A 24,651-nucleotide genomic window follows, 5' to 3' on the forward strand; every position below is an offset into this window, starting at 1 on the left:
CGACACCGGTCTCAAACAAAAACGCCGCCCTTGAGGGGCGGCGTTTTCGTTTACACGGTATGCAGGTACCAGTTGTACTCGAGGTCGGAGATCGAGTGCTCGAACTCTTCCAGCTCGCTTTCCTTGCACGCGACAAAGATGTCGATGTACTTCGGATCGATGTACTTGTTCAGGATCTCGCTGTCGTCCAGCTCGCGCAGGGCATCGCGCAGGTTGTTCGGCAGGCTCTGCTCCAGCTGCTCGTACGAGTTGCCTTCGATCGGCGCGCCTGGCTCGATCTTGTTGGTCAGGCCATGGTGCACGCCAGCCAGTACGGCAGCCATCATCAGGTACGGGTTGGCGTCGGCACCAGCGACGCGGTGCTCGATGCGCACGGCATCGGCCGAGCCGGTCGGTACGCGCAGCGCTACGGTGCGGTTGTCCAGGCCCCAGCTTGGCGCGTTCGGCACGTAGAACTGCGCGCCAAAGCGGCGGTACGAGTTGACGTTCGGGCAAAGGAAGGCCATGGACGCGGGCAGGGTCTCGAGCACACCGCCGACAGCGTGACGTAGCGCGGCGTTCTGCTCGGGATCCTCGCTGGTGAAGATGTTGTTGCCATCTTTGTCCAGCACGGAAATGTGCACGTGCAGGCCGTTGCCTGCCTGGCCCGGGTAGGGCTTGGCCATGAAGGTGGTGTCCATTTCATGGTCGTAGGCGATGTTCTTGATCAACCGCTTGAGCAGTACCGCGTAGTCGCAGGCCTTGAGCGGGTCGGCCACGTGGTGCAGGTTGACTTCGAACTGCGCCGGGGCGCTTTCCTTGACGATGGCGTCGGCCGGAATGCCTTGTTCTTTCGCGCCTTCGAGGATGTCCTGCAGGCAGTCGGCATATTCGTCGAGGTCGTCGATCAGGTACACCTGGGTCGACTGCGGGCGTTTGCCCGAAATTGGCGAGCGTGGTGGCTGCGGGCGGCCGTTCACGTTCTCCTGGTCGATCAGGTAGAACTCCAGCTCGAATGCGGCGCAGATAGTCAGGCCCAGTTCGTCGAACTTGGTCACCACCTGACGCAGCACTTCGCGCGGGTCGGCGAAGAAGGGCTCGCCTTCCAGCTCGTGCATGGTCATCAGCAGCTGGGCGGTGGGGCGCTTTTGCCATGGCTCGTTACAGAGCGTGTCGGGGATTGGATAGCAGATGCGGTCAGCATCGCCGATGTCCAGGCCCAGCCCGGTGCTTTCGACGGTGGAACCGTTGATGTCCAGGGCAAAGAGGGAGGCCGGCAGATTGATGCCTTTCTCGTAAACCTTGTGGAGGCTGGTGCGCTCTATGCGCTTGCCACGCACCACACCATTCATATCTGCAATCAGAAGGTCAACGTAGAGAACCTCAGGATGTTCCTTAAGGAACGCGTTCGCTTCGTTAAGCTGAACGGCACGCGGGGGTACCGACATGATGCAACACCTTTGTTGTTAAAAATATCAATCAAGGGGGGCTTGCAAGACCAGTCAATCGAAAAGAGATACTGATGTCAAGCCGACCCCATGATGCCCTGAAATGGCACATCTACGGCAGATTTGCTGCATATCGGGGCAATCCATTATCCGCTATTTCCCGGGTAAAGGGCTATCTCCGGTGCGCCGTGTTTTATTTTTTACGGAGGTGTTGTGTAAAAAAATGAACAAGGCTAAGCTCGGTTTCAACCCAAAACACAATAATACGAGGGTCACATGGTCCGCTTGCCGCGACCTGAAAGCATTGCCTGCGCAGTGCCATCGGGTACATCCGTCGTTTTTGCAAGCTTCGTCAATGGCGTGGTCGCCCTGGCCGCAATAATTGACGTTTCGCGTTCCCGGACCGGTCCTCGCAGCGGCTTGCCGCCTTTCGCTTCACCTTCCTGCCTTTTGAACTCATTACGGACACAGCTGATTTCAGTGTATCCACTGTGGCTCTGCGCGTGGGTTTTTGCTTTAGCAATCGACTCCATCCAGAATCAAGTCGCGGGCCACCTTACCTCCTGAGGTATTTATGAGTAACAACCTCGACCAGCTCACCGATTGGTTGAAAGAGCACAAGATCACCGAAGTCGAATGCATGATCAGCGACCTGACCGGCATCACACGCGGCAAGATTTCGCCAACCAACAAATTCATCGCTGAAAAAGGCATGCGGCTGCCCGAGAGCGTGCTGCTGCAGACCGTGACCGGCGACTACGTCGACGACGACATCTATTACGAACTGCTCGACCCGGCAGACATCGACATGATCTGCCGCCCTGACGAGAACGCCGTGTTCCTCGTGCCGTGGGCCATCGAGCCGACCGCACAGGTCATCCACGACACCTACGACAAGAAGGGCAACCCGGTCGAACTGTCGCCGCGCAACGTGCTGAAGAAAGTGCTCAAGCTATACGCTGACAAGGGCTGGCAGCCGATCGTCGCCCCCGAGATGGAGTTCTACCTGACCAAGCGCAGCGAAGACCCGGACTTTCCGCTGCAGCCCCCGGTAGGCCGTTCCGGTCGCCCGGAAACCGGTCGTCAGTCGTTCTCGATCGAAGCTGCCAACGAATTCGACCCGCTGTTCGAAGACGTCTACGACTGGTGCGAGCTGCAGCAGCTGGACCTCGACACGCTGATCCACGAAGACGGCACGGCGCAGATGGAAATCAACTTCCGTCACGGCGACGCCCTGCACCTGGCCGACCAGATCCTGGTGTTCAAGCGCACCATGCGCGAGGCGGCGCTCAAGCACAACGTGGCTGCCACCTTCATGGCCAAACCGATGACCGGCGAGCCGGGCAGTGCCATGCACCTGCACCAGAGTGTGGTCGACGTGGCCACCGGCAAGAACATCTTCAGCAATGAAGACGGCAGCATGAGCGCGCTGTTCCTCAACCATATTGGCGGCCTGCAGAAGTTCATCCCCGAGGCGCTGCCGCTGTTCGCTCCCAACGTCAACTCGTTCCGCCGCTTCCTGCCCGACACTTCGGCGCCGGTGAACGTGGAGTGGGGCGAAGAAAACCGCACCGTCGGCCTGCGTGTACCGGATGCCGGCCCGCAAAGCCGGCGCGTCGAAAACCGCCTGCCGGGCGCCGACGCCAACCCGTACCTTGCCATCGCCGCCAGCCTGCTGTGTGGCTACATCGGCATGGTCGAAGGTATCGAGGCCAGCGCGCCAGTGCAGGGCCGTGGTTACGAACGCCGCAACCTGCGCCTGCCCCTGACCATCGAAGACGCCTTGGAACGCATGGAAAACAGCCGTGCGCTGGTGCAGTACCTGGGCAAGAAATTCATCACCGGGTATGTCGCTACCAAGCGCGCCGAGCACGAAAACTTCAAGCGTGTCATCAGTTCGTGGGAGCGTGAGTTCCTGCTGTTCGCTGTCTGATCAACCCTGGTGCCGCAGGAGCGCGGCGGTCCAATAACGGAGAAGCACATGAGCGTCAACAACCCGCAAACCCGTGAATGGCAAACCCTGAGCGGGGAGCATCACCTCGCACCTTTCAGTGACTACAAGCAGCTGAAGGAGAAGGGGCCGCGCATCATCACCAAGGCCCAGGGTGTGCATTTGTGGGATAGCGAGGGGCACAAGATCCTCGACGGCATGGCCGGTCTATGGTGCGTGGCGGTCGGCTACGGACGTGAAGAGCTGGTGCAGGCGGCGGAAAAACAGATGCGCGAGCTGCCGTACTACAACCTGTTCTTCCAGACCGCTCACCCGCCTGCGCTCGAGCTGGCCAAGGCGATCACCGACGTGGCGCCGAAAGGTATGACCCATGTGTTCTTCACCGGCTCCGGCTCCGAAGGCAACGACACTGTGCTGCGCATGGTGCGTCACTACTGGGCGCTGAAGGGCAAACCGCACAAGCAGACCATCATCGGCCGCATCAACGGTTACCACGGCTCCACCTTCGCCGGTGCATGCCTGGGCGGCATGAGCGGCATGCACGAGCAGGGTGGCCTGCCGATCCCGGGCATCGTGCACATCCCTCAGCCGTACTGGTTCGGCGAGGGTGGCGACATGACCCCTGACGAATTCGGTGTCTGGGCCGCCGAGCAGTTGGAGAAGAAGATCCTCGAAGTCGGCGAAGACAACGTCGCTGCCTTCATCGCCGAGCCGATCCAGGGCGCTGGTGGCGTGATCATCCCGCCGGAAACCTACTGGCCGAAGGTGAAGGAGATCCTCGCCAGGTACGACATCCTGTTCGTCGCCGACGAGGTGATCTGCGGCTTCGGCCGTACCGGCGAGTGGTTCGGCTCGGACTACTACGACCTCAAGCCCGACCTGATGACCATCGCGAAAGGCCTGACCTCCGGTTACATCCCCATGGGCGGTGTGATCGTGCGTGACACCGTGGCCAAGGTGATCAGCGAAGGCGGCGACTTCAACCACGGTTTCACCTACTCCGGCCACCCGGTGGCGGCCGCGGTGGGCCTGGAAAACCTGCGCATTCTGCGTGACGAGAAAATTGTCGAGAAGGCGCGCACGGAAGCGGCACCGTATTTGCAAAAGCGTTTGCGCGAGCTGCAGGACCATCCACTGGTGGGTGAAGTGCGCGGCCTGGGCATGCTGGGTGCGATCGAGCTGGTCAAGGACAAGGCCACCCGCAGCCGTTACGAGGGCAAGGGCGTTGGCATGATCTGTCGCACCTTCTGCTTCGAGAACGGCCTGATCATGCGTGCGGTGGGTGACACCATGATCATCGCGCCGCCGCTGGTAATCAGCCATGCGGAGATCGACGAACTGGTGGAAAAGGCGCGCAAGTGCCTGGACCTGACCCTTGAGGCGATTCAATAAGCGTTTGCTAGGCTAGCGTTGTGACATTAAGTCGTTACATGGCCCTGCTTTCCTTGATACAGGGCCTTGTAACTTGCCAGACTAGCGACTGTTTCAGTCGCCGCGCGCTCTGCACCGTGGGTTCTGGCTGCTGGACAGTTGCTAAATAAAAATTCTGGAGCATTACGCATGAATAAAATGGGCAAGACGTTGCTGGCCGCCGCCCTGATGGGTGCCATGGCCTCCGCTGTTCAGGCTGAAGACAAAGTGTTGAACGTCTATAACTGGTCGGACTACATCGCTCCGGACACCATCGCCAAGTTCGAGAAGCAGACGGGGATCAAGGTCAAGTACGACGTCTTCGACAGCAACGAAACCCTGGAAGCCAAGCTGCTGGCAGGCAAGTCGGGCTATGACATCGTCGTGCCTTCGAACAATTTCCTGGCCAAGCAGATCAAGGCGGGCGTGTACGAGGAGCTGGACCGTTCCAAGCTGCCGAACTGGAAGAACCTCGATCCTGACCTGCTCAAGGCCGTTGGCGATGCCAGCGACAAGGACAACAAGCATGCCTTCCCTTATATGTGGGGCTCGATCGGCATCGGCTACAACCCGGAGAAGGTCAAGGCTGCGCTGGGCGTGGACAAGATCGATTCGTGGGACGTGGTGTTCAAGCCTGAGAACATCGCCAAGCTCAAGAGCTGCGGCGTGAGCTTCCTCGACGCCCCGACCGAAATGCTCCCGGCTGCGCTGCACTACCTCGGCAAACCGACCGACAGCACCAAGAAAGAAGACCTGAAGGCCGCCGAGGACCTGTTCCTCAAGATCCGTCCTTCGATCACCTACTTCCACTCGTCCAAGTACATCGGCGACATGGCCAACGGCAACATCTGTGTAGCCGTCGGTTACTCGGGTGACCTGGAGCAGTCCAAGGCCCGTGCCCATGAAGCGGGCGACAAGGTCAAAGTGGACTACGTCATTCCGAAGGAAGGTGCCGGTACTTTCTACGACATGGTCGCCATCCCGAAAGATGCCGAACATAAAGACGCTGCCTACCAGTTCATGAACTTCCTGATGCAGCCGGAAATCATGGCTGAAATCACCAACGCCGTACGCTTCCCGAACGGTAACGCTGCTGCCACCCCGTTCGTGGACAAAGACATCACCAGCGACCCAAGCATCTACCCGCCTGCCGAAGTGAAGAAGCAGCTGTACGCGATCGCTGCGCCTGACGCTTCTGTGCAGCGAGTGATCACCCGCAGCTGGACGAAGATCAAGTCGGGCAAGTAAGCCCGATGCGACAGCTCTGGGCCGGGTTTTTCGGCCCAGAGCCATTGAAAGGTAATTGATGATTGCGGCATCGAAGCTGCGAAGTTAAGTTGCGCGCCGGTTTTGCGTGTGCGGCAGCATTTTCGCTACCCAGGCACTGATTGTGAGGACCCCCACTTGTCTATTTCTGTATTCCGCAAGGCCTTGATGGCTGGCGCGGGCCTGACGCTGGCATGCAGCGTCCAAGCGGCGCCGACGGTGCACTTCTATAACTGGTCCGACTACATCGGCCCGACCACACTCGCGGACTTCGAGAAAGCCACGGGCATCAAGCCTGTGCAAGACGTGTTCGACTCCAACGAAACCCTGGAAGGCAAGCTGCTGGCCGGTAACACCGGCTATGACGTGGTGGTGCCGTCCAACCATTTCCTCGGCAAGCAGATCAAGGCGGGCGCCTTCCAGAAGCTCGACAAGAACCTGCTGCCCAACTATTCCAATCTCGACCCGGCGTTGATGAAGCGCCTGGAAAAGAACGACCCGGGCAACCAGTACGCGGTGCCTTACCTGTGGGGTACCAACGGCATCGGTTACAACGTCGACAAGGTCAAGGCCGCGCTGGGCGTGGACACCATCGACTCCTGGGCCGTGCTGTTCGAACCCGAAAACATGAAGAAGCTCTCCAAGTGCGGTGTGGCCTTCCTCGACTCGGCGGACGAAATGCTGCCAGCGGTGCTCAACTACATGGGCCTCAACCCGAACAGCACCGACCCCAAGGATTACGCCAAGGCCGAGCAGAAGCTGCTGGCGGTGCGCCCGTACGTGACCTACTTCCACTCGTCCAAGTACATCACCGACCTGGCCAATGGCGACATCTGCGTCGCGGCAGGTTTCTCGGGTGATGTATTCCAGGCCAAGGCCCGCGCTGAAGAAGCGAAGAAGGGTGTGAACCTGGCCTACGCCATTCCCAAGGAAGGCGGCAACCTCTGGTTCGACGTGCTGGCGATCCCCAAGGACGCCAAGAACGTCAAAGAGGCGCATGCCTTCATCAACTATTTGCTGAAACCTGAGGTTATCGCCCAGGTCAGTGATTACGTCGGTTACGCCAACCCGAACCCCAAGGCTGGCGCCCTGATGGACCAGGCCGTAAGGACTGACGCCGCGGTTTACCCACCGCAGGAAGTACTGGACAAGATGTTCGTGAACTCAGAGTTGCCACCCAAGGTGCAACGGCTGATGACCCGCAGCTGGACCAAGGTCAAGTCGGGCAAGTAAAAAATCCAGACCCGCGACGGCGCCGTAGAACTGGCCACGCGGGCACAAAAATCTTGTTGGGAGTTTCACTCATGGCAGTTGCCTCCGGTGCCTATAAAAAAGCCCTCGAGGGTGGCCAGCAACCCAAGCAGGTGCTGGTCAAGATCGACCGGGTCACGAAAAAGTTCGACGAAACGGTAGCCGTGGACGATGTGTCCCTGGAAATCCGCAAGGGTGAGATCTTCGCCCTGCTGGGCGGCTCCGGTTCCGGCAAGTCCACCTTGCTGCGCATGCTGGCCGGCTTCGAGCGCCCGTCCGAAGGGCGGATCTTCCTCGATGGCGTCGACATCACCGACATGCCGCCCTACGAGCGGCCGATCAACATGATGTTCCAGTCCTACGCACTGTTCCCGCACATGACCGTGGCGCAGAACATCGCCTTCGGCCTGCAGCAGGACAAGATGCCCAAGGCCGAGATCGATGCCCGCGTGGCCGAGATGCTCAAGCTGGTGCACATGACCCAGTACGCCAAGCGCAAGCCGCACCAGTTGTCGGGCGGCCAGCGTCAGCGTGTGGCGTTGGCCCGCTCGCTGGCCAAGCGCCCCAAACTGCTGCTGCTCGACGAGCCGATGGGTGCACTGGACAAGAAACTGCGTTCGCAGATGCAGCTGGAGCTGGTCGAGATCATCGAGCGCGTGGGTGTAACCTGCGTGATGGTGACCCACGACCAGGAAGAGGCCATGACCATGGCCCAGCGCATCGCCATCATGCACCTGGGCTGGATCGCCCAGATCGGCTCGCCAGTGGACATCTACGAGACACCTACCAGCCGCCTGGTGTGCGAGTTCATCGGTAACGTCAACCTGTTCGAAGGTGACGTGGTCGACGACGCCGAAGGCTACGCGATCATTGCCAGCCCGGAGCTGGAGCGCAAGATCTACGTGGGCCACGGCATCACCACCTCGGTGGAAGACAAGCACATCACCTACGCCCTGCGCCCGGAAAAGATGCTGGTCACCACCCAGCAGCCAACCTGCGAGCACAACTGGTCGCGCGGCAAGATCCACGACATCGCCTACCTGGGCGGCCACTCGGTGTTCTATGTGGAACTGCCGAGCGGCAAGGTCGTCCAGTCGTTCGTTGCCAACGCCGAGCGCCAAGGTACCCGTCCTACCTGGGGCGATGAAGTGTACGTATGGTGGGAAGACGACAGCGGCGTGGTACTGCGGTCATGAAACTGCGCAAGCTCAAGCGAGCCTTCCAGCGTCTGGTCCCGGAGGGGCGGCACTTGGTGATCGGCGTGCCGTTCATCTGGCTGTTCCTGTTCTTCATGCTGCCGTTCTTCATCGTCCTGAAGATCAGTTTTGCCGAAGCTGACGTGGCAATTCCGCCGTATACCGAGATCTACACCTACGTCGAAGACAAGATCCAGCTGGTCCTCAACCTGGCCAACTACGGGCTGTTGACCGAGGATGAGCTGTACCTCTCGGCCTATCTGGGTTCGCTGAAGATGGCGTTCTTCAGCACCCTGCTGTGCCTGCTGATCGGCTTCCCGATGGCCTACGCCATTGCCAACGCCAAGAAGGAGACCCAGACGGTCCTGCTGTTGCTGATCATGATGCCAACCTGGACCGCGATCCTGATCCGCGTCTATGCCTGGATGGGTATTCTCAGCAACAACGGCCTGCTCAACGGTTTCCTCCTGTGGACCGGCTTGATCGACCAGCCGTTGCAGATCCTCAACACCAACCTGGCGGTGTACATCGGCGTGGTCTATTCGTACCTGCCGTTCATGATCCTGCCGCTGTTCGCCAACCTGGTTAAGCATGATCCGAGCCTGCTCGAAGCTGCCTCCGACCTGGGTTCGAGCACCTTCAACAGCTTCTGGAAGATCACGGTACCGTTGTCGAAGAACGGCATCATCGCCGGCTGCATGCTGGTGTTCATCCCGGTGGTGGGCGAGTTCGTGATCCCGGAACTGCTGGGTGGCCCGGAAACCCTGATGATCGGTAAAGTGCTGTGGCAGGAGTTCTTCAACAACCGTGACTGGCCGGTGGCATCCGCCCTGGCGGTGGTGATGCTGGCGATCCTGATCGTGCCGATCCTGCTGTTCAACCGTAGCCAGGCCAAAGAGATGGAGGGCCGCGCATGAAACGCTTCAGTTTCTCCAAGCTGATGCTGGTGCTCGGCTTGCTGTTCATCTACCTGCCGATGCTGATCCTGGTGATCTACTCGTTCAACGCCTCCAAACTGGTGACGGTGTGGGGCGGCTGGTCGATCAAATGGTACGTCGGCCTGCTCGACAACTCCCAGCTGATGGGTTCGGTGATGCGCTCGCTGGAAATCGCTTGCTACACGGCGGTGGCGGCAGTGGCGCTGGGTACCCTGGCGGCCTTCGTGCTGACCCGGGTCACCCGCTTCAAGGGCCGCACGCTGTTCGGTGGCCTGGTCACTGCGCCGCTGGTAATGCCCGAAGTGATCACCGGTCTGTCGCTGTTGCTGCTGTTCGTGGCCATGGCGCAGATGATCGGCTGGCCGCAGGAGCGGGGTATCGTCACCATCTGGATCGCCCATACAACGTTCTGTGCGGCGTATGTGGCGGTGGTGGTGTCGGCTCGCCTGCGTGAGCTGGACCTGTCGATCGAGGAAGCGGCGATGGACCTGGGTGCCAAGCCGTGGAAGGTGTTCTTCCTGATCACCATCCCGATGATCGCGCCATCGCTGGCGGCGGGCGGCATGATGTCGTTTGCCCTGTCGCTGGACGACCTGGTATTGGCCAGCTTCGTCTCCGGGCCTGGCTCGACCACCTTGCCGATGGAAGTGTTCTCGGCGGTGCGTCTGGGTGTGAAACCGGAGATCAACGCCGTGGCCAGCCTGATCTTGCTGTCGGTATCGCTGGTGACCTTCTTCGTCTGGTACTTCAGCCGCCAGGCCGAAGAGCGTCGTCGCAAGGCGATTCAGCAGGCGATCGAAGAGGGTGCTGCAGCCAACGCTTCGCAGCCGCAGGTCAAGCGCCCGGCGCAGGTGGCTGCGTCGGCCTGACCTGGCCCTTTCGCGGGTACGCCCGCTCCCACAGGGACCTCACAGCCTTCAGGGTTGCGCTGAGCCCTGTGGGGCAGGGGTATCACAGCCTTCAGGGTTGCGCTGAGCCCTGTGGGAGCGGGCATGCCCGCGAAGGCTCCAGCACCGATTCAAAGCCATACCGCATCCCAATGTGGATAGTCCCTGATACTTCTGACCAATCCAGCCCTCAAGGGATTGGCAACAATGTACCGGGCTACATGAACCACACACTCTTCCCGCCGCAGCGCATGGTCCTGGTAACCCGGTTGCCATATCGGCTTGTGCCCGACACCGGCCTTGCGCAAGGCAATCGCTGTGCGTGATTTGAACTTGCGCATCAACGTTCCCAATGTCACTTCTTTCAGCTCAATCAGCCAATGCAGATGGTCCGGCATCACTACCCAGGCCAACGATCGGCAGTCCTGAATGTCATCTGAGACCCGAAGGTGTTTGACCACCAGGCGGGCATGGTGGAAGTCGCGGAACAGTGGTTTGCGTTGATGCGTGATGGTGGTCAGCATGTAGAGCCTGCCAGGCTCGGAGAAGCGCCCACGGCGCAATCGGTGGGATTCGGCTAACGGCATTTTGATCTTCCTTGAATGTGAACCTCCCTGTGAAAGGTAGCGGTTGGAGCGGGGATGGCCGATGCCTGATGGTTTCTGGATATGGCAGATACTGATGCATGGCTGTGGAGGCCTCTTCGCGGGCTCGCCCGCTCCCACAGGTACCGCGCAAGCCTCAGATAGTGCGCTCTCTCTGTGGGAGCGGGCGTGCCCGCGAAGAGGCCCTGAAGGTGTATGACTTTCATGAACTCACGTCGCTGCGTTGCGAGTACTGGCGACGAGATACTACTTTCCTTTAGCCGCAGGGCTATCTTTGAGTACGCTTCACAGCCTGACGCGGAGAACGGTAGACAGCAAATTACGTTCAAATTCATCGAAAGTGGTTCTGTAGATTTCTTTCAAGGCAGTGCGTAGGCGCCTGGCTTCACCGAAATTTTGAATGAAATCCTTGACTATTGGCGAATTTGAAGGAAGGTGCCGAACGTTCTGAGCTTTGAAGTCGTTGTGCTGATTTGCAGTGCGAATATAACCTCTTAAAGAAATGCGAGTGCTGTCAGGAAGCCTAGCGATTGCTTGAGGGGCTACGTTAATGTGTTCGGGAGCTCGTCGTGAGGGTAGTATGCTATGTGAAGATTCATGGAGTTGTTGTTTGGATGGTGGCGTAGTTGATAGCGTAGCTGGGCTCTCATCTGAATTGAAGATTTTAGCGCTCGAGTTTCCCCAGCGAAGCTGTTTTTGCACATAGTCAGGTCTGGATTTCAATGTCCAGTTTGTATCGAGTGTTATTGTCTTGGGGCGAAGTAATAGGGGTGAGCGGCCTGTTGGGTCGGATAGGTTTATGGGGTCACTTAAGCAATAGGTATATGAGTTGATACCGCCAAGCGAAAAAGGACTCAAGCTATCGCTGGAGTGGAAACGAAAAATTCTGGGGTTGTATGTTCGGGCGCCAAGACCAAGAAAGTATAAGCCCACTGTGCTGTGTAGAAATTCGCCGTGAAACTGTAAAGAGTTGGTAGGGTTACGGGGCGTCTTTGAGTGCCCGTAGGGGGTGAATGTATGGTTTCGATTGGTATCGCTCAGCTTCGTCATTTTTAGGTCCTCCTTTACAGGTTGACTCTCTACTTTTCTGGCCGTTTGGCAACTATTAGAAATATCAGGTCTCAGCGAGTGCTTTTGTGAATTAGCTGCGCTTTTCCTGCTGCTTGGATGCGGCTAAAAGCATTCAGGTTCATGACGTTCAATGAACCCTGATCGACGCTTTCCCTCGCATCCCACGATTCATTTGTGCGAGGCCCGCACCGGCTGTGAAAATGTCGGAATGATCCCCCGCCAGTGATGTTTATCGAACCCTGAACTACGCTCACAGTCGCATCCCACAAATCATTTGTGCACAAGCAAGGAGCCAGCATGGCGTTGATGCGTCCGCTGTCGGTCGTCTGCCTGGGGCTGTTGTACATGCTCACCGGCTGTAGCAAGGAAGAGGTCCCCGAGACACTGCCTCGGGTGGGTGTGCAGCAGGTACAACCCACCGATTTCGCTGCCAGGGTCACTTTGACCGGCGACGTGCAGGCGCGGGTGCAGACCGATTTGTCATTCCGCGTCGGCGGCAAGATCATTTCGCGTAGCGTCGACGTGGGCGATCACGTCAAGGCCAACCAGGTGCTCGCCCGGCTTGACCCGAAAGACCTGCAGAACAATGTCGACTCGGCCAAGGCCGAGGTATTCGCCGCGCAGGCGCGGGTCACCCAGACCAGTGCGGCCTTCGTGCGCCAGCAAAAACTGCTGCCCAAGGGCTACACCAGCCAGAGCGAGTACGATGCTGCCGAGGCCGCGCTGCGCAGCAATCAGAGCGCACTCAAGGCCGCCCAGGCGCAACTGGCCAATGCCAACGAGCAACTCAGCTACACCGCACTGGTCTCCGAGGCCGCCGGGGTGATCACCGAGCGTCAGGCCGAGGTTGGCCAGGTGGTGCAGGCGACCATGCCGATCTTTAGCCTGGCCGTCGATGGCGACCGCGATGCGGTGTTCAACGTCTACGAGTCGCTGCTGGTGGCGCCGCCCAGCGATGCCGGGGTAGTCGTGAGCCTGCTGGACGATCCCAAGGTCCAGGCCCATGGCTTCGTACGTGAAATCACCCCCACCGTATCGGCGCAAAGCGGCACCGTGCAGGTCAAGGTAGGGCTCAAGGACGTGCCGCCCGGGATGCAGTTGGGGGCACCGGTTACTGCCACCACCAACGCCCAGGGCCGGCCCAGCATCGAGCTGCCATGGTCGGCACTGACCAAGGCCTTGCATGAGCCTGCCGTGTGGGTGGTGGGCGAGGGCGACAAGGTGGAACTGCGCAAGGTCGAAATCCGCCGTTACCTCACCGGCAAGATCGTGGTCGCCAGCGGCCTGAAAGGCGGCGAGACCGTAGTGGTCAACGGCGGCCAGTTGCTGCACCCCGGCATGCAGGTACAGAAGGTCGATGCCAAGGGCCCAGGGGGTGAGCTATGAAGCGTCTGTTGCTGATGCTCTCGGCCGCTGTGCTGCTGGTCGGTTGCAGTAGCGAAGAAGAGGCACCCGAGGCGATCCGGCCCGTGCTGTCGGTCAAGGTCGAACCTCAGGTGCAGTCGCAGCTGGGCCGCTTCGCCGGCAGTATCCAGGCGCGCTTCGAAAGCACCTTGGGCTTCCGGGTTTCCGGGCGCATTGCCCGACGCTGGCTGGACGTGGGCGCCCAGGTGAAGCCGGGCGACACCTTGGCCACCCTGGACCCGACCGACCAGCAGAACCAGCTGCGCGCCGCCGAAGGCGATCTGGCCAAGGTGCAGGCACAGTGGATCAACGCCCAGGCCGATGCCCGTCGCCAGCAGCAGTTGTATGACCGTGGGGTTGGCGCCCAGGCACAGCTGGATATCGCCCAGACCAACCTGAAAACCACCAGTGCGGCGTTGGAGCAGGCGCGCTCCGCCGTCAGCCAGGCCCGTGACCAGCTCGATTACAGCACCCTGCGTGCAGACCACGCTGCCGTGATTACCGCGTGGCAGGCCGAAGCCGGGCAAACCGTTACCGCCGGGCAAGCCGTGGTGACCCTGGCCCGCCCGGACGTGAAGGAGGCGGTAATCGACCTGCCGATCGGCCTGGCCGAGCAGTTGAGCAAAGGCCTGACCTTCACCGTTGCCTCGCAACTGGACCCGACCATCAACACCACGGCCAGCCTGCGTGAACTGGAGCCCCAGGCCGATGCTACCACCCGTACCCGCCGCGCTCGCCTTACCCTGGCCAGCACACCGGCGGCCTTTCACCTCGGCACCGCCATCAGTGTGACCCTTAGCTCGGAAGTGTCCCCGCGCAGCGAGCTGCCCTTGAGTGCCTTGCTCGAGCGCGATGGCAAGACCCAGGTGTGGGTGATTGATACGCAGAACAAGACCGTGGCCACCCGTGACGTGGCGCTGATCGACCGCACCGCTGACAGCATCGTGCTGAGCGCCGGTGTGCAGCCCGGTGAGCGTGTGGTCACCGCCGGCGTCAACAGCCTCAAGCCTGGCCAGAAGGTCACCTTCGACGAGGATGCGCAATGAAAGGAAGCTTCAACCTGTCCGACTGGGCACTCAAGCATCAATCGTTCGTCTGGTACCTGATGTTCGTTAGCCTGTTGATGGGGATTTTTTCCTACTTCAACCTGGGCCGCGAGGAAGACCCGTCGTTCACCATCAAGACCATGGTCATCCAGACCCGGTGGCCCGGTGCGACCCAGGACGAAACCCTGTACCAGGTTACCGACCGCATCGAGAAGAAGCTCGAAGAACTCGACTCGCTCGACTACACCAAAAGCTACACCCGCCCCGGCGAATCCACGGTCTACGTGTACCTTCGCGATACCACCAAGGCCAAGGACATTCCGGATATCTGGTATCAGGTGCGCAAGAAAATCCAGGATATTCGTGGCGAATTTCCCGCCGGTATCCAGGGGCCGGGCTTCAACGACGAATTCGGTGATGTATTCGGCTCGATCTATGCCTTTACCGCTGACGGCCTGACCCTGCGCCAACTGCGGGACTACGTGGAACAGGCACGGGCCGAGGTCCGCGATGTACCCAACATCGGCAAGATCGAGCTGGTCGGCACCCAGGACGAAGTGCTGTACCTGAACTTCTCCACCCGCAAGCTGGCAGCCCTGGGCATTGACCAGCGCCAGGTGATGCAGGCACTTCAAGCGCAGAACGCGGTAACGCCGGCCGGCATGATCGAGGCCGGCCCGGAGCGTATCTCGGTGCGTACGTCCGGGCAGTTTGCCTCGGAAAAAGACCTGCAAACCGTCAACTTGAGGATCAACGACCGCTTCTTCCGCCTGGCCGATATCGCCGACATCGAGCGCGGCTACGTCGACCCGCCTTCGCCAATGTTCCGTTACAACGGCCAGACAGCCATTGGCCTCGCCATCGGCATGAAGGCCGGCGGTAACATCCAGGTGTTCGGTGCGGCGTTGAAAAAGCGCATGGACCAGGTGGTCCAGGACCTGCCGGTGGGTGTCGGTGTACACACCGTTTCTGACCAGGCCGTGGTGGTCAAGCAGGCGGTCGGCGGTTTCACCAGCGCGCTGTTCGAGGCGGTGGTGATCGTGCTGGCCGTGAGCTTTGTCAGTCTTGGCGTGCGCGCCGGGCTGGTGGTGGCCTGCTCGATCCCACTGGTGCTGGCCATGGTGTTCGTGTTCATGGAGTACAGCGGCATCACCATGCAGCGGATTTCGCTGGGTGCGCTGATCATTGCACTAGGCCTGCTGGTGGACGATGCGATGATTACCGTGGAGGTGATGGTCACGCGGCTGGAAATGGGTGAAAGCAAGGAGCAGGCGGCGACGTTCGCCTACACCTCCACAGCCTTCCCCATGCTTACCGGCACCTTGGTGACCGTGGCCGGGTTCGTGCCTATCGGCCTCAACGCCAGCTCTGCGGGTGAATACACCTTCACCCTGTTCGCGGTGATTGCCGTGGCCCTGATCGTGTCGTGGGTGGTGGCTGTGTTCTTCGCGCCGGTGCTTGGCGTGCATATTCTCAAAGGCGACAAGCTCAAGGCTCACGAGGCTGAGCCTGGCCGGGTCGGGCGGGCATTTGAAGGCGGGTTGCTGTGGTGCATGCGCAACCGCTGGTTGACCATCATCGGCACCGTGGTGCTGTTTGCCCTGGCGATCTTCTGCATGCGTTTTGTGCAGAACCAGTTTTTCCCGTCCTCGGACCGCCCGGAAATTCTCGTCGACCTCAACCTGCCGCAGAACGCCTCGATCGAGGAGACGCGCAAGGTGGTCGACCGCTTCGAGGCACGGATCAAGGACGACCCGGACCTGGTGCACTGGAGTACCTACATCGGCCAGGGCGCGATCCGCTTCTACCTGCCCCTCGATCAGCAGTTGCAGAACCCTTACTACGCGCAGCTGGTGATTGTCAGCAAGGGCTTCGAAGAGCGTGAGGCCATGATGGACCGCCTGCGGAAGATCCTGCACGAAGAGTTCGTCGGCGTCGGCACCAACGTGCAATCGCTGGAGATGGGCCCGCCGGTAGGCCGGCCGATCCAGTACCGGGTCAGCGGTGCCGACATCGACCAGGTGCGCAAACACGCCATCGAGCTGGCCACCTTGCTCGACCAGAACGAGCACATCGGCGAGATGATCTACGACTGGAACGAGCCGGGTAAGGTGCTGCGCGTGGAAATTGCCCAGGACAAGGCACGCCAGCTGGGGCTGTCGTCCGAAGATGTTGCCAATGTGATGAACAGCATCGTCAGTGGCGTGCAGATCACCCAGGTCAACGACAACATCTACCTGGTCGATGTGGTCGCGCGCGCCGAAGACAGCGAGCGTGGCTCGCCTGATACCCTGCAGAACCTGCAAATTCTCACCCCTAACGGCACGTCGATCCCGCTGCTGTCGTTCGCCACCGTGCGCTACGAACTGGAACAGCCGCTGGTGTGGCGCCGCGACCGCAAGCCGACCATCACCATCAAGGCCTCAGTCAATGGCGAGATCCAGCCCACTGACCTGGTGGCCCAGCTGAAGCCAAAAATTGACGAGTTCGCCAGCAAGCTGCCGGTCGGTTACGAAGTGGCCACGGGGGGTACGGTTGAAGAAAGCAGCAAGGCCCAGGGGCCGATCGCCAAGGTCATCCCACTGATGCTGTTCCTCATGGCGACCTTCCTGATGATCCAGTTGCACAGCGTGCAGAAGCTGTTCCTGGTGGTCAGCGTGGCGCCGCTGGGGCTGATTGGCGTGGTGTTGGCGCTGGTGCCTACGGGTACGCCGATGGGCTTTGTGGCGATCCTCGGCATCCTTGCGCTGGCGGGCATCATCATTCGTAACTCGGTGATCCTGGTGACCCAGATCGACGAGTTCGAAGCCCAAGGCCTGTCGCCGTGGGATGCGGTGGTGGAGGCCACCAACCATCGGCGCCGGCCGATCCTGCTGACCGCGGCGGCGGCGAGCCTGGGCATGATCCCGATTGCACGCGAGGTGTTCTGGGGCCCCATGGCCTACGCCATGATTGGCGGGATCATCGTGGCGACCTTGCTGACGCTGCTGTTCCTGCCGGCGCTGTACGTGGCCTGGTACAAGATCCGCGAGCCGCAGAAACACGCCTGAAGGCCCATATGGCCCCTTGTAGGAGCGGGTTTACCCGCGAATGCGATGGTGCATCGACCACCGTATTCGCGGGTAAACCCGCTCCTACAAGGGGCGTGTGCTTTTAAATGGTTATATAAAAATTCTTAAACAGTATTTTTAAGAATAATCCCGCCTCACTACTATTGCCCTCAAGCCAGGCGCAAATCCCCTTCAAACCTCTGCCCGGCGCCCTCACTCCAAGGAGAACGAGCATGAGTGCATCTCTGCGTAGCATCGACGGTCAGGACGAAGCCACCATCTTGCGTGAAATCCAGAGCGCCCTGCGCGACCTGCGTTTCGGTGCGGTGGAGATTACCGTGCACAACGCTCAGGTCGTACAGATCGAGCGCAAGGAGAAGTTCCGCCTGCAACAGCCCGGCAACAAGCCCGGCTGATCGGCGCCACAACATCCAAAACTAGAAAAATGCCAATCGGGAGCTTCACCATGTCCATCCGCCGTTATGCGCTCGCCGCCGTGGCCAGTGCTGTTTTTGCCGGTTCCGCCATCGCCAAGGACTACGAACTGCTCAACGTGTCCTATGACCCGACCCGTGAGCTGTACCAGCAGTACAACGCCGAGTTCATCAAACACTGGCAACAGGCCCACCCGGGTGACAAGGTGAAAATCCAGCAATCCCATGGGGGTTCGGGCAAGCAGGCCCGTGCGGTGATCGACGGCCTGCGCGCCGACGTGGTGACCCTGGCCCTGGCCGGTGACATCGACGAAGTGGCCAAGCTTGGCAAGACCCTGCCCGAGAACTGGCAGACCCGCCTGCCTGACGCCAGCACCCCGTACACCTCGACCATCGTGTTCCTGGTGCGCAAGGGCAACCCGAAAGGCATCAAGGACTGGGGCGACCTGATCAAGAAGGACGTGTCGGTCATCACTCCGAACCCGAAAACCTCCGGCGGTGCACGCTGGAACTTCCTCGCAGCGTGGGCGTACGGCCTGAAGGCCGGCGGTAGCGAAGAGAAGGCCAAGGCCTATGTGCAGGAGTTGTTCAAGCATGTACCGGTGCTGGATACCGGCGCCCGTGGTTCGACCATCACCTTCGTCAACAATGGCCAGGGCGACGTGTTGCTGGCCTGGGAAAACGAAGCCTTCCTGGCCCTGAAGGAAGACGGTGGTGCCGACAAGTTCGAGATCGTCGTGCCGTCGCTGTCGATCCTTGCCGAGCCGCCAGTGGCTGTGGTCGACAAAAACGCCGAGAAGAAGGGCAATACCGAGATTGCCACCGAATACCTCAAGCACCTGTACAGCCCGGCCGGGCAGAAGATTGCCGCCGAGAACTTCTACCGCCCGCGTGACGAGAAAGTCGCTGCGGAGTTCGGCAAGCAGTTCCCGAAACTGGACCTGGTGACCATCGACAAGGACTTTGGTGGGTGGAAGACTGCACAACCGAAATTCTTCAATGATGGCGGTGTGTTCGACCAGATCTATCAGGCACAGTAAGGGCCAAAGGAAAGCGGGGCCGCGTTGCGGGCCATTCGCGACACAAGGCCGCTCCCACAAGGAACCATGATCCCCTGTGGGAGCGGCCTTGTGTCGCGAATGGGCTGCCAAGCAGCCCCAGGATTCAAAAGCTTGCACCGGCCCGGGATTGTTTCCGGGCTTAGTGCGTTCAACCAGGGATATTTATGTCGCGTCGTATCTCCCCCGTCATACCCGGCTTCGGGCTGACGCTGGGCTACACCTTGGTGTACCTCAGCCTGATCGTGCTGATACCGCTGGCGGCCATGTTCATCCATGCCTCGCAGCTGACCTTCGAGCAGTTCTGGAACATCATCAGTGCGCCGCGAGTGATCGCTGCGCTCAAGCTGAGCTTCGGCACCGCCCTGTTCGCCGCCATCATCAACGGTGTGATCGGTACCCTGCTGGCCTGGGTGCTGGTGCGTTACACCTTCCCCGGGCGCAAGATCATCGATGCGATGATCGACCTGCCGTTTGCCTTGCCCACCGCGGTTGCCGGTATCGCCCTGACGGCCCTGTACGCGCCGCAGGGCTGGGTCGGCCAGTTCGCCACCGACCTTGGCTTCAAGATCGCCTACACCCCGCTGGGCATCACCCTGGCACTGACCTTCGTGACCTTGCCGTTCGTGGTGCGCACGGTGCAGCCGGTGCTGGCCGACATCCCACGTGAAGTGGAAGAGGCCGCAGCCTGCCTGGGGGCCAAGCCACTGCAGGTGTTCCGCCACATCCTGGCGCCGGCCCTGCTGCCGGCATGGCTCACCGGCTTTGCCCTGGCCTTCGCCCGTGGCGTGGGCGAGTATGGTTCGGTGATCTTCATTGCCGGCAACATGCCGATGAAGACCGAGATCCTGCCGCTGCTGATCATGGTCAAGCTCGACCAGTACGACTACACCGGCGCGACCGCCATCGGCGTGTTGATGCTGGTGGTTTCCTTCATCCTGCTGCTGCTGATCAACCTGCTGCAGCGCCGCATCGAAACCCCCTGAAGGAGGCCGGCATGTCCAGTTCATCCCTGAGTGCAAGTGCCGCAGCCAACGCCGCCCGCCGTGGCAGCGCCACGTCACGGCGTATCCTGATCGGCCTTGGCTGGCTGGTGTTCGCCCTGTTCCTGCTGCTGCCGCTGGTGATCGTGGTATCGCAGGCGCTGAAGAACGGTTTTGGCACCTTCTTCGAGGCGATATTCGAACCCGATGCGTTGTCGGCGCTGAAGCTGACCCTGCTCGCCGTGGTTATCTCGGTGCCGCTCAACCTGGTATTTGGCGTAAGCGCCGCCTGGTGCGTGAGCAAGTACACCTTCCGTGGCAAGAGCATCCTGGTCACCCTGATCGACCTGCCGTTCTCGGTGTCCCCCGTGATCGCCGGCCTGGTCTACGTGCTGATGTTCGGCGCGCAAGGCCTGCTCGGGCCGTGGCTGCAGGACCACGATATCCAGATCGTGTTCGCCCTGCCGGGCATTGTCCTGGCGACCATTTTCGTGACCGTGCCGTTCGTGGCCCGTGAGCTGATCCCGCTGATGCAGGAGCAAGGCACGCAAGAGGAGGAGGCTGCACGGCTGCTCGGTGCCAACGGCTGGCAGATGTTCTGGCACGTGACCCTGCCGAACATCAAATGGGGCCTGATTTACGGCGTGGTGCTGTGTACCGCGCGGGCCATGGGCGAGTTCGGCGCGGTGTCGGTGGTGTCGGGCCACATCCGTGGCGTGACCAACACCTTGCCGCTGCATGTGGAGATCCTCTACAACGAGTACAACCACGTCGCGGCCTTCAGCGTGGCCAGCCTGTTGCTGATCCTGGCGCTCTTCATCCTGCTGCTCAAGCAGTGGAGCGAGAACCGTATTAACCGCCTGCGCCACAGCGCCGCGGAGGAATGATTCATGTCGATCGAAGTTCGTAACGTCAGCAAGCGCTTCAACAGCTTCCAGGCCCTGAACGCTATCAACCTGGACATCAACAGCGGCGAGCTGGTGGCTTTGCTCGGCCCGTCCGGCTGTGGCAAGACCACCCTGCTGCGCATCATTGCCGGCCTGGAAACCCCGGACCAGGGCAACATCGTGTTCCATGGCGAGGACGTTTCCGGCCATGATGTGCGTGACCGTAACGTCGGGTTCGTGTTCCAGCACTACGCGCTGTTCCGCCACATGAGCGTGTTCGACAACGTTGCCTTCGGCCTGCGCATGAAGCCCAAGGGCGAGCGCCCGAGCGAGAGCAAGATTGCCGAGAAGGTGCATGAGCTGCTGAACATGGTGCAACTGGACTGGCTGTCCGACCGCTACCCCGAGCAGCTTTCCGGTGGCCAGCGTCAGCGTATCGCCCTGGCCCGCGCCCTGGCGGTGGAGCCGAAGGTGCTGCTGCTGGACGAGCCATTCGGTGCGCTGGATGCCAAGGTGCGCAAGGAGCTGCGTCGCTGGCTGGCGCGGCTGCACGAGGATATCAACCTGACGTCGGTGTTCGTTACCCACGACCAGGAAGAAGCCATGGAAGTAGCCGACCGCATCGTGGTAATGAACAAGGGCGTGATCGAGCAGATCGGCTCGCCGGGTGAAGTGTACGATCAGCCGGCCAACGATTTCGTCTACCACTTCCTCGGTGACTCCAACCGCCTGGCCTTGAGCGAAGGGCATCACGTGCTGTTTCGCCCGCACGAGGTGTCGCTGTCGCGGCACGAGACCGAAGGGCACCATGCGGCCGAGGTGCGCGACATTCGGCCGTTGGGTGCAACCACGCGGGTGACCTTGAAGGTGGAAGGTCAGAGTGAGCTGATCGAGGCCGAAGTGGTGAAAGACCATGACAGCCTGACCGGGTTGGCGCGGGGAGAGACGTTGTTCTTCCGGCCGAAGGTGTGGCAGAAGGTGGCGGATATCTAAATCGCACAAGGCAAAGAGAGCCCGGGCATGGTCCCGGGTTTTTCTTGCCTGAACGCGTGACAGGGCAGCTTTGCAGCCTTTCTCAAGCGAGTGGCTGTAGCCTGCTTGTTATGCAATATGGGTATTAATAAATATCTTCTTATTCCTTTACGAATATTCACCCCTCCCTATACTTGTCTCCAAGCACGCAAACTTACTGGAGGCGTCCCCATGCGCAATGAGTCGATTCGCTACCTGATTGTGCCGGGTTGGCAAGGATCGCCAGACAACCATTGGCAGAGTCACTGGCAGCGCACCCTGCCCAACAGTGCACGGGTTGAACAGCAAGACTGGCTCACCCCGCAGCGGCAGGACTGGGTGCACGCGTTGGAGCAGGCGATTGCCGCCGACCGCTCGCCGGTGATCCTGATTGCCCACAGCCTTGGTTGCATCACTGTCGCCCATTGGGCAGCGCAGGCAAGCTCGGCCTTGCTACGGCAGGTGCGTGGTGCACTGCTGGTGGCGCCGGCAGATGTCGAACGGCCCACTTGCGCACCCGTGCTGCGCAACTTTGCGCCGATCCCTACCGAGGTGCTGCCGTTCCCTAGCCAGGTCGTCAGCTCGGACAACGACCCAGCCGTGAACGTGCCACGGGCGCTGTACCTGGCCCAGGCATGGGGCGCCGAAGCGGGTTTGCTGAGCAATGCCGGGCACATCAACGTCAAGTCCGGTCATGAGCGCTGGGAACAAGGTTTCGCCTACCTGTATCGCTTGCAGAGCCGGATTGAGCAGCGCGCACTGCGCCGCGCCTGATCGGCCTTATTGTTCACCCTTTGCCTGACGCCTGGCCATTACGGGCCTGGGGCGGGAGTTCGTCATGACTTTTCAAAACCCGTTCGGCCAGCCGCTGTTGACCTTCCCCGAGCTGGACAAGAGCCCGCTGAGCATTCGTGCCAAGGCGCTGGTGTTTATCGACCCGCGCTCGCAGCAGCTGCGCGAGGACCTTGAGCGCCTGGCGCCACAACCTTTGCCGGTGCTGATCCGTGGCGAGACCGGCACGGGCAAGGAGCTGCTGGCCCGGCAGATCCACCGTACCAGCGACCGTGGAGGGTTGTTCGTGTCCGTCAACTGCGCGGCCATCAGCCCCACCTACGCCGATGCCGAGCTGTTTGGCTATAGCGCCGGCAGCCATGGCGGTACGGCCAGCAGCCGCGCCGGCTGGTTCGGTTCGGCCAGCGGCGGCACCTTGTACCTGGACGAGATTGCCGACTTGCCACTGGCGATCCAGGGCAAGCTGCTGGCGGCTCTGGAAAACCGCGAGGTCACTCGGGTGGGCGCGCAGCAGCCACAGCCGGTGGATGTGCGTCTGGTAGCCGCCACCAGCATCGACCTGGCCCGTGTGGTGCGTGCAGGGCGCTTCAACGAGCGCCTGTACCAGTATTTGCGCGAGGGCGCGCTGGAACTGCCGCCGCTGCGCGAGCGGCCGGGCGATATCCTGCCGCTGGCCGAGTACTTCGCGGGTATCTACAGCGTGCGCCTGCAGCGGCCTGTGCCCTTGGTGAGCGAGGCGGCGCAGCGGGTTCTGGAGGGGCATTTCTGGCCCGGCAATACCCGCGAACTGGAGAACGTCATCCACTTTGCCTTGCTGGTCAATGACGGCGAAGAGATCCTGCCCGAAGACCTCGACCTGCCTGACCCCGCGCGTTAGATATCGCTCCTGGGTAAAGAGGCTGATGCCATTCTGTTTTTGGAATAAGCAGCTAAGCAAAAGATATTGTTGCGGAATAAAAAATTTGGGTATCGTCCGCCTCACGCCCACTGGTGAACCGGTTGGGCACCCGATTCGCCATCGTCGATGGCCCAGATTCAGAACAAGGACCACCATGAAGAAGACCCTGCTGACCACTGCCCTGGCTGCTGCCCTGTCGTTCTCCGGCCTGGCCGCTGCTGCCGAGAAACTGGTGGTTGCCGCTACCCCGGTACCGCACGCCGAAATCCTCGAATTGATCAAGCCGACACTGGCAAAAGAAGGCGTGGACCTTCAGATCAAGGTCTTCACCGATTACGTGCAGCCGAACGTGCAGGTGGACCAGAAGCGTCTGGACGCCAACTACTTCCAGACCCTGCCGTACCTGCAGAACTTCAACGAAGGCAAGGGCACCCACCTGGAAACCGTGGTGGGTGTACACGTAGAGCCCTTCGGTGGCTACTCGAAGAAGGTCAAGGCCCTGAGCGAGCTGAAAGAAGGCGCAACCGTTGCCATCCCTAACGAGGGCAGCAACAGCGGCCGCGCGCTGCTGCTGCTGCAGAAGGCCGGCCTGATTACCCTGAAAGACCCGAAGAATGCCCTGGCCACCCCCAAGGATATCGCCGAGAACCCGAAGAAGCTGAAGTTCCGCGAGCTTGAGTCGGCCATGCTGCCCCGTGTGCTGGACCAGGTCGACCTGGACATGATCAACACCAACTACGCCCTGGAAGCTGGCCTGAACCCGGCTAAAGATGCACTGGTGATCGAAGGTGCCGACTCGCCTTACGTGAACTTCCTGGTCGCCCGTCCGGACAACAAGGACAGTGAGGCCATCCAGAAACTGGCCAAGGCCCTGACCAGCCCTGAAGTGAAGGAATTCATTGCCAAGAAGTACCAAGGTGCGGTGCTGCCGGCGTTCTGATGCGCTTGCTTCACCTTGCATGACCCAACGCCGACACCTTTGTGTCGGCGTTTTCATTGCTGGGATCTCTGAAAGCTGGCGCGATCCCTGTGGGAGCGGGTTTACCCGCGAAGAATCCAACGCGGTGCATGGCACCGGCTGCGCCG

22 protein-coding genes are annotated in these 24,651 nt (G+C 60.6%); 18 read left to right on the forward strand and 4 right to left on the reverse strand.

Annotated features, from left to right (window positions below):
• Positions 1–50: 50 nt before the first annotated feature.
• Together V7787_RS31425 and V7787_RS31430 are read right to left on the reverse strand one after the other, a co-directional pair.
• Positions 51–1,427 carry a glutamine synthetase family protein gene (locus V7787_RS31425; protein WP_010955711.1) on the reverse strand — a complete coding sequence of 459 codons (1,377 nt, stop codon included), beginning with the start codon at positions 1,425–1,427 and terminating at the stop codon, positions 51–53.
• A gap of 272 nt (positions 1,428–1,699) precedes the next feature.
• Positions 1,700–1,960, reverse strand: a complete 261-nt coding sequence (locus V7787_RS31430; RefSeq protein ID WP_020193883.1) for a hypothetical protein — start codon at positions 1,958–1,960, stop codon at positions 1,700–1,702.
• 41 nt (positions 1,961–2,001) lie between these two features.
• Between V7787_RS31430 and V7787_RS31435 the strand changes: the two genes are divergently transcribed.
• The 7 genes from V7787_RS31435 to V7787_RS31465 all read left to right on the forward strand — a co-directional run bounded on the left by V7787_RS31435 (position 2,002) and on the right by V7787_RS31465 (position 10,308).
• Positions 2,002–3,360, forward strand: a complete 1,359-nt coding sequence (locus V7787_RS31435) for a glutamine synthetase family protein (protein ID WP_010955710.1) — start codon at positions 2,002–2,004, stop codon at positions 3,358–3,360.
• Between the two features lie 48 nt (positions 3,361–3,408).
• The gene (locus tag V7787_RS31440) at positions 3,409–4,770 is read left to right on the forward strand and encodes an aspartate aminotransferase family protein (RefSeq protein WP_010955709.1); all 1,362 of its coding nucleotides are present in this window, start codon (positions 3,409–3,411) and stop codon (positions 4,768–4,770) included.
• A gap of 168 nt (positions 4,771–4,938) precedes the next feature.
• Positions 4,939–6,036, forward strand: coding sequence for a polyamine ABC transporter substrate-binding protein (locus V7787_RS31445; RefSeq protein WP_014592782.1), 1,098 nt, complete (start codon positions 4,939–4,941; stop codon positions 6,034–6,036).
• 156 nt (positions 6,037–6,192) lie between these two features.
• Positions 6,193–7,287 carry a polyamine ABC transporter substrate-binding protein gene (locus tag V7787_RS31450; RefSeq protein WP_010955707.1) on the forward strand — a complete coding sequence of 365 codons (1,095 nt, stop codon included), beginning with the start codon at positions 6,193–6,195 and terminating at the stop codon, positions 7,285–7,287.
• A gap of 71 nt (positions 7,288–7,358) precedes the next feature.
• Complete coding sequence (potA, locus tag V7787_RS31455; protein ID WP_010955706.1) at positions 7,359–8,501, forward strand: polyamine ABC transporter ATP-binding protein; 1,143 nt, start codon at positions 7,359–7,361, stop codon at positions 8,499–8,501.
• Positions 8,498–9,418, forward strand: a complete 921-nt coding sequence (locus tag V7787_RS31460; protein WP_003253736.1) for an ABC transporter permease subunit — start codon at positions 8,498–8,500, stop codon at positions 9,416–9,418. Before potA ends, V7787_RS31460 begins: the two co-directional genes overlap by 4 nt.
• Positions 9,415–10,308, forward strand: coding sequence for an ABC transporter permease subunit (locus V7787_RS31465; RefSeq protein WP_010955705.1), 894 nt, complete (start codon positions 9,415–9,417; stop codon positions 10,306–10,308). Before V7787_RS31460 ends, V7787_RS31465 begins: the two co-directional genes overlap by 4 nt.
• A 149-nt stretch (positions 10,309–10,457) precedes the next feature.
• On the opposite strand, the gene V7787_RS31470 is transcribed toward V7787_RS31465, so the two are convergent.
• Entirely contained in the window at positions 10,458–10,913 is a 456-nt protein-coding gene (locus V7787_RS31470; RefSeq protein WP_064491253.1) for an REP-associated tyrosine transposase, read from the reverse strand.
• 303 nt (positions 10,914–11,216) lie between these two features.
• Positions 11,217–11,981, reverse strand: coding sequence for an RHS repeat-associated core domain-containing protein (locus V7787_RS31475; RefSeq protein ID WP_336091347.1), 765 nt, complete (start codon positions 11,979–11,981; stop codon positions 11,217–11,219).
• A 318-nt stretch (positions 11,982–12,299) separates the two neighbouring features.
• Between V7787_RS31475 and V7787_RS31480 the strand changes: the two genes are divergently transcribed.
• The 11 genes from V7787_RS31480 to V7787_RS31530 all read left to right on the forward strand — a co-directional run bounded on the left by V7787_RS31480 (position 12,300) and on the right by V7787_RS31530 (position 24,505).
• The gene (locus V7787_RS31480; protein ID WP_014592777.1) at positions 12,300–13,388 is read left to right on the forward strand and encodes an efflux RND transporter periplasmic adaptor subunit; all 1,089 of its coding nucleotides are present in this window, start codon (positions 12,300–12,302) and stop codon (positions 13,386–13,388) included.
• Positions 13,385–14,452, forward strand: a complete 1,068-nt coding sequence (locus V7787_RS31485) for an efflux RND transporter periplasmic adaptor subunit (protein ID WP_020192410.1) — start codon at positions 13,385–13,387, stop codon at positions 14,450–14,452. Before V7787_RS31480 ends, V7787_RS31485 begins: the two co-directional genes overlap by 4 nt.
• Positions 14,449–17,502 (forward strand): efflux RND transporter permease subunit, encoded by a 3,054-nt coding sequence (locus V7787_RS31490; protein WP_336091351.1) that lies wholly within the window; start codon positions 14,449–14,451, stop codon positions 17,500–17,502. Before V7787_RS31485 ends, V7787_RS31490 begins: the two co-directional genes overlap by 4 nt.
• Before the next feature lie 233 nt (positions 17,503–17,735).
• A complete protein-coding gene (gene oscA, locus V7787_RS31495; RefSeq protein ID WP_003248957.1) occupies positions 17,736–17,918 on the forward strand; it encodes a sulfur starvation response protein OscA in 183 nt (60 codons plus the stop codon).
• A gap of 50 nt (positions 17,919–17,968) precedes the next feature.
• On the forward strand, positions 17,969–18,976 hold the full coding sequence (locus V7787_RS31500; protein ID WP_064491250.1) for a sulfate ABC transporter substrate-binding protein: 1,008 nt from the start codon (positions 17,969–17,971) through the stop codon (positions 18,974–18,976).
• Between the two features lie 185 nt (positions 18,977–19,161).
• Complete coding sequence (gene cysT / locus V7787_RS31505) at positions 19,162–19,980, forward strand: sulfate ABC transporter permease subunit CysT (RefSeq protein ID WP_010955699.1); 819 nt, start codon at positions 19,162–19,164, stop codon at positions 19,978–19,980.
• Between the two features lie 11 nt (positions 19,981–19,991).
• Entirely contained in the window at positions 19,992–20,864 is an 873-nt protein-coding gene (cysW, locus tag V7787_RS31510; RefSeq protein ID WP_010955698.1) for a sulfate ABC transporter permease subunit CysW, read from the forward strand.
• Between the two features lie 3 nt (positions 20,865–20,867).
• The gene (locus V7787_RS31515) at positions 20,868–21,857 is read left to right on the forward strand and encodes a sulfate/molybdate ABC transporter ATP-binding protein (protein ID WP_003248965.1); all 990 of its coding nucleotides are present in this window, start codon (positions 20,868–20,870) and stop codon (positions 21,855–21,857) included.
• 210 nt (positions 21,858–22,067) lie between these two features.
• The gene (locus tag V7787_RS31520; protein WP_020191300.1) at positions 22,068–22,649 is read left to right on the forward strand and encodes an alpha/beta hydrolase; all 582 of its coding nucleotides are present in this window, start codon (positions 22,068–22,070) and stop codon (positions 22,647–22,649) included.
• Between the two features lie 64 nt (positions 22,650–22,713).
• Complete coding sequence (locus V7787_RS31525; RefSeq protein WP_010955696.1) at positions 22,714–23,544, forward strand: sigma 54-interacting transcriptional regulator; 831 nt, start codon at positions 22,714–22,716, stop codon at positions 23,542–23,544.
• Positions 23,545–23,719: 175 nt separating this feature from the next.
• Positions 23,720–24,505: a MetQ/NlpA family ABC transporter substrate-binding protein gene (locus V7787_RS31530; protein WP_019439108.1), complete on the forward strand. Its 786-nt coding sequence runs from the start codon at positions 23,720–23,722 to the stop codon at positions 24,503–24,505.
• Positions 24,506–24,651 lie beyond the last annotated feature (146 nt).

This window comes from Pseudomonas sp. CGJS7, from assembly GCF_036961695.1.

Coding starts and splice junctions, on each gene's coding strand:
- V7787_RS31425 (WP_010955711.1), bottom strand. CDS start 1,427: ATGTCGGTACCCCCGCGTGCCGTTCAGCTTAACGAAGCGAACGCGTTC.
- V7787_RS31430 (WP_020193883.1), bottom strand. CDS start 1,960: ATGGAGTCGATTGCTAAAGCAAAAACCCACGCGCAGAGCCACAGTGGA.
- V7787_RS31435 (WP_010955710.1), top strand. CDS start 2,002: ATGAGTAACAACCTCGACCAGCTCACCGATTGGTTGAAAGAGCACAAG.
- V7787_RS31440 (WP_010955709.1), top strand. CDS start 3,409: ATGAGCGTCAACAACCCGCAAACCCGTGAATGGCAAACCCTGAGCGGG.
- V7787_RS31445 (WP_014592782.1), top strand. CDS start 4,939: ATGAATAAAATGGGCAAGACGTTGCTGGCCGCCGCCCTGATGGGTGCC.
- potA (WP_010955706.1), top strand. CDS start 7,359: ATGGCAGTTGCCTCCGGTGCCTATAAAAAAGCCCTCGAGGGTGGCCAG.
- V7787_RS31460 (WP_003253736.1), top strand. CDS start 8,498: ATGAAACTGCGCAAGCTCAAGCGAGCCTTCCAGCGTCTGGTCCCGGAG.
- V7787_RS31465 (WP_010955705.1), top strand. CDS start 9,415: ATGAAACGCTTCAGTTTCTCCAAGCTGATGCTGGTGCTCGGCTTGCTG.
- V7787_RS31470 (WP_064491253.1), bottom strand. CDS start 10,913: ATGCCGTTAGCCGAATCCCACCGATTGCGCCGTGGGCGCTTCTCCGAG.
- V7787_RS31475 (WP_336091347.1), bottom strand. CDS start 11,981: ATGACGAAGCTGAGCGATACCAATCGAAACCATACATTCACCCCCTAC.
- V7787_RS31480 (WP_014592777.1), top strand. CDS start 12,300: ATGGCGTTGATGCGTCCGCTGTCGGTCGTCTGCCTGGGGCTGTTGTAC.
- V7787_RS31485 (WP_020192410.1), top strand. CDS start 13,385: ATGAAGCGTCTGTTGCTGATGCTCTCGGCCGCTGTGCTGCTGGTCGGT.
- V7787_RS31490 (WP_336091351.1), top strand. CDS start 14,449: ATGAAAGGAAGCTTCAACCTGTCCGACTGGGCACTCAAGCATCAATCG.
- oscA (WP_003248957.1), top strand. CDS start 17,736: ATGAGTGCATCTCTGCGTAGCATCGACGGTCAGGACGAAGCCACCATC.
- V7787_RS31500 (WP_064491250.1), top strand. CDS start 17,969: ATGTCCATCCGCCGTTATGCGCTCGCCGCCGTGGCCAGTGCTGTTTTT.
- cysT (WP_010955699.1), top strand. CDS start 19,162: ATGTCGCGTCGTATCTCCCCCGTCATACCCGGCTTCGGGCTGACGCTG.
- cysW (WP_010955698.1), top strand. CDS start 19,992: ATGTCCAGTTCATCCCTGAGTGCAAGTGCCGCAGCCAACGCCGCCCGC.
- V7787_RS31515 (WP_003248965.1), top strand. CDS start 20,868: ATGTCGATCGAAGTTCGTAACGTCAGCAAGCGCTTCAACAGCTTCCAG.
- V7787_RS31520 (WP_020191300.1), top strand. CDS start 22,068: ATGCGCAATGAGTCGATTCGCTACCTGATTGTGCCGGGTTGGCAAGGA.
- V7787_RS31525 (WP_010955696.1), top strand. CDS start 22,714: ATGACTTTTCAAAACCCGTTCGGCCAGCCGCTGTTGACCTTCCCCGAG.
- V7787_RS31530 (WP_019439108.1), top strand. CDS start 23,720: ATGAAGAAGACCCTGCTGACCACTGCCCTGGCTGCTGCCCTGTCGTTC.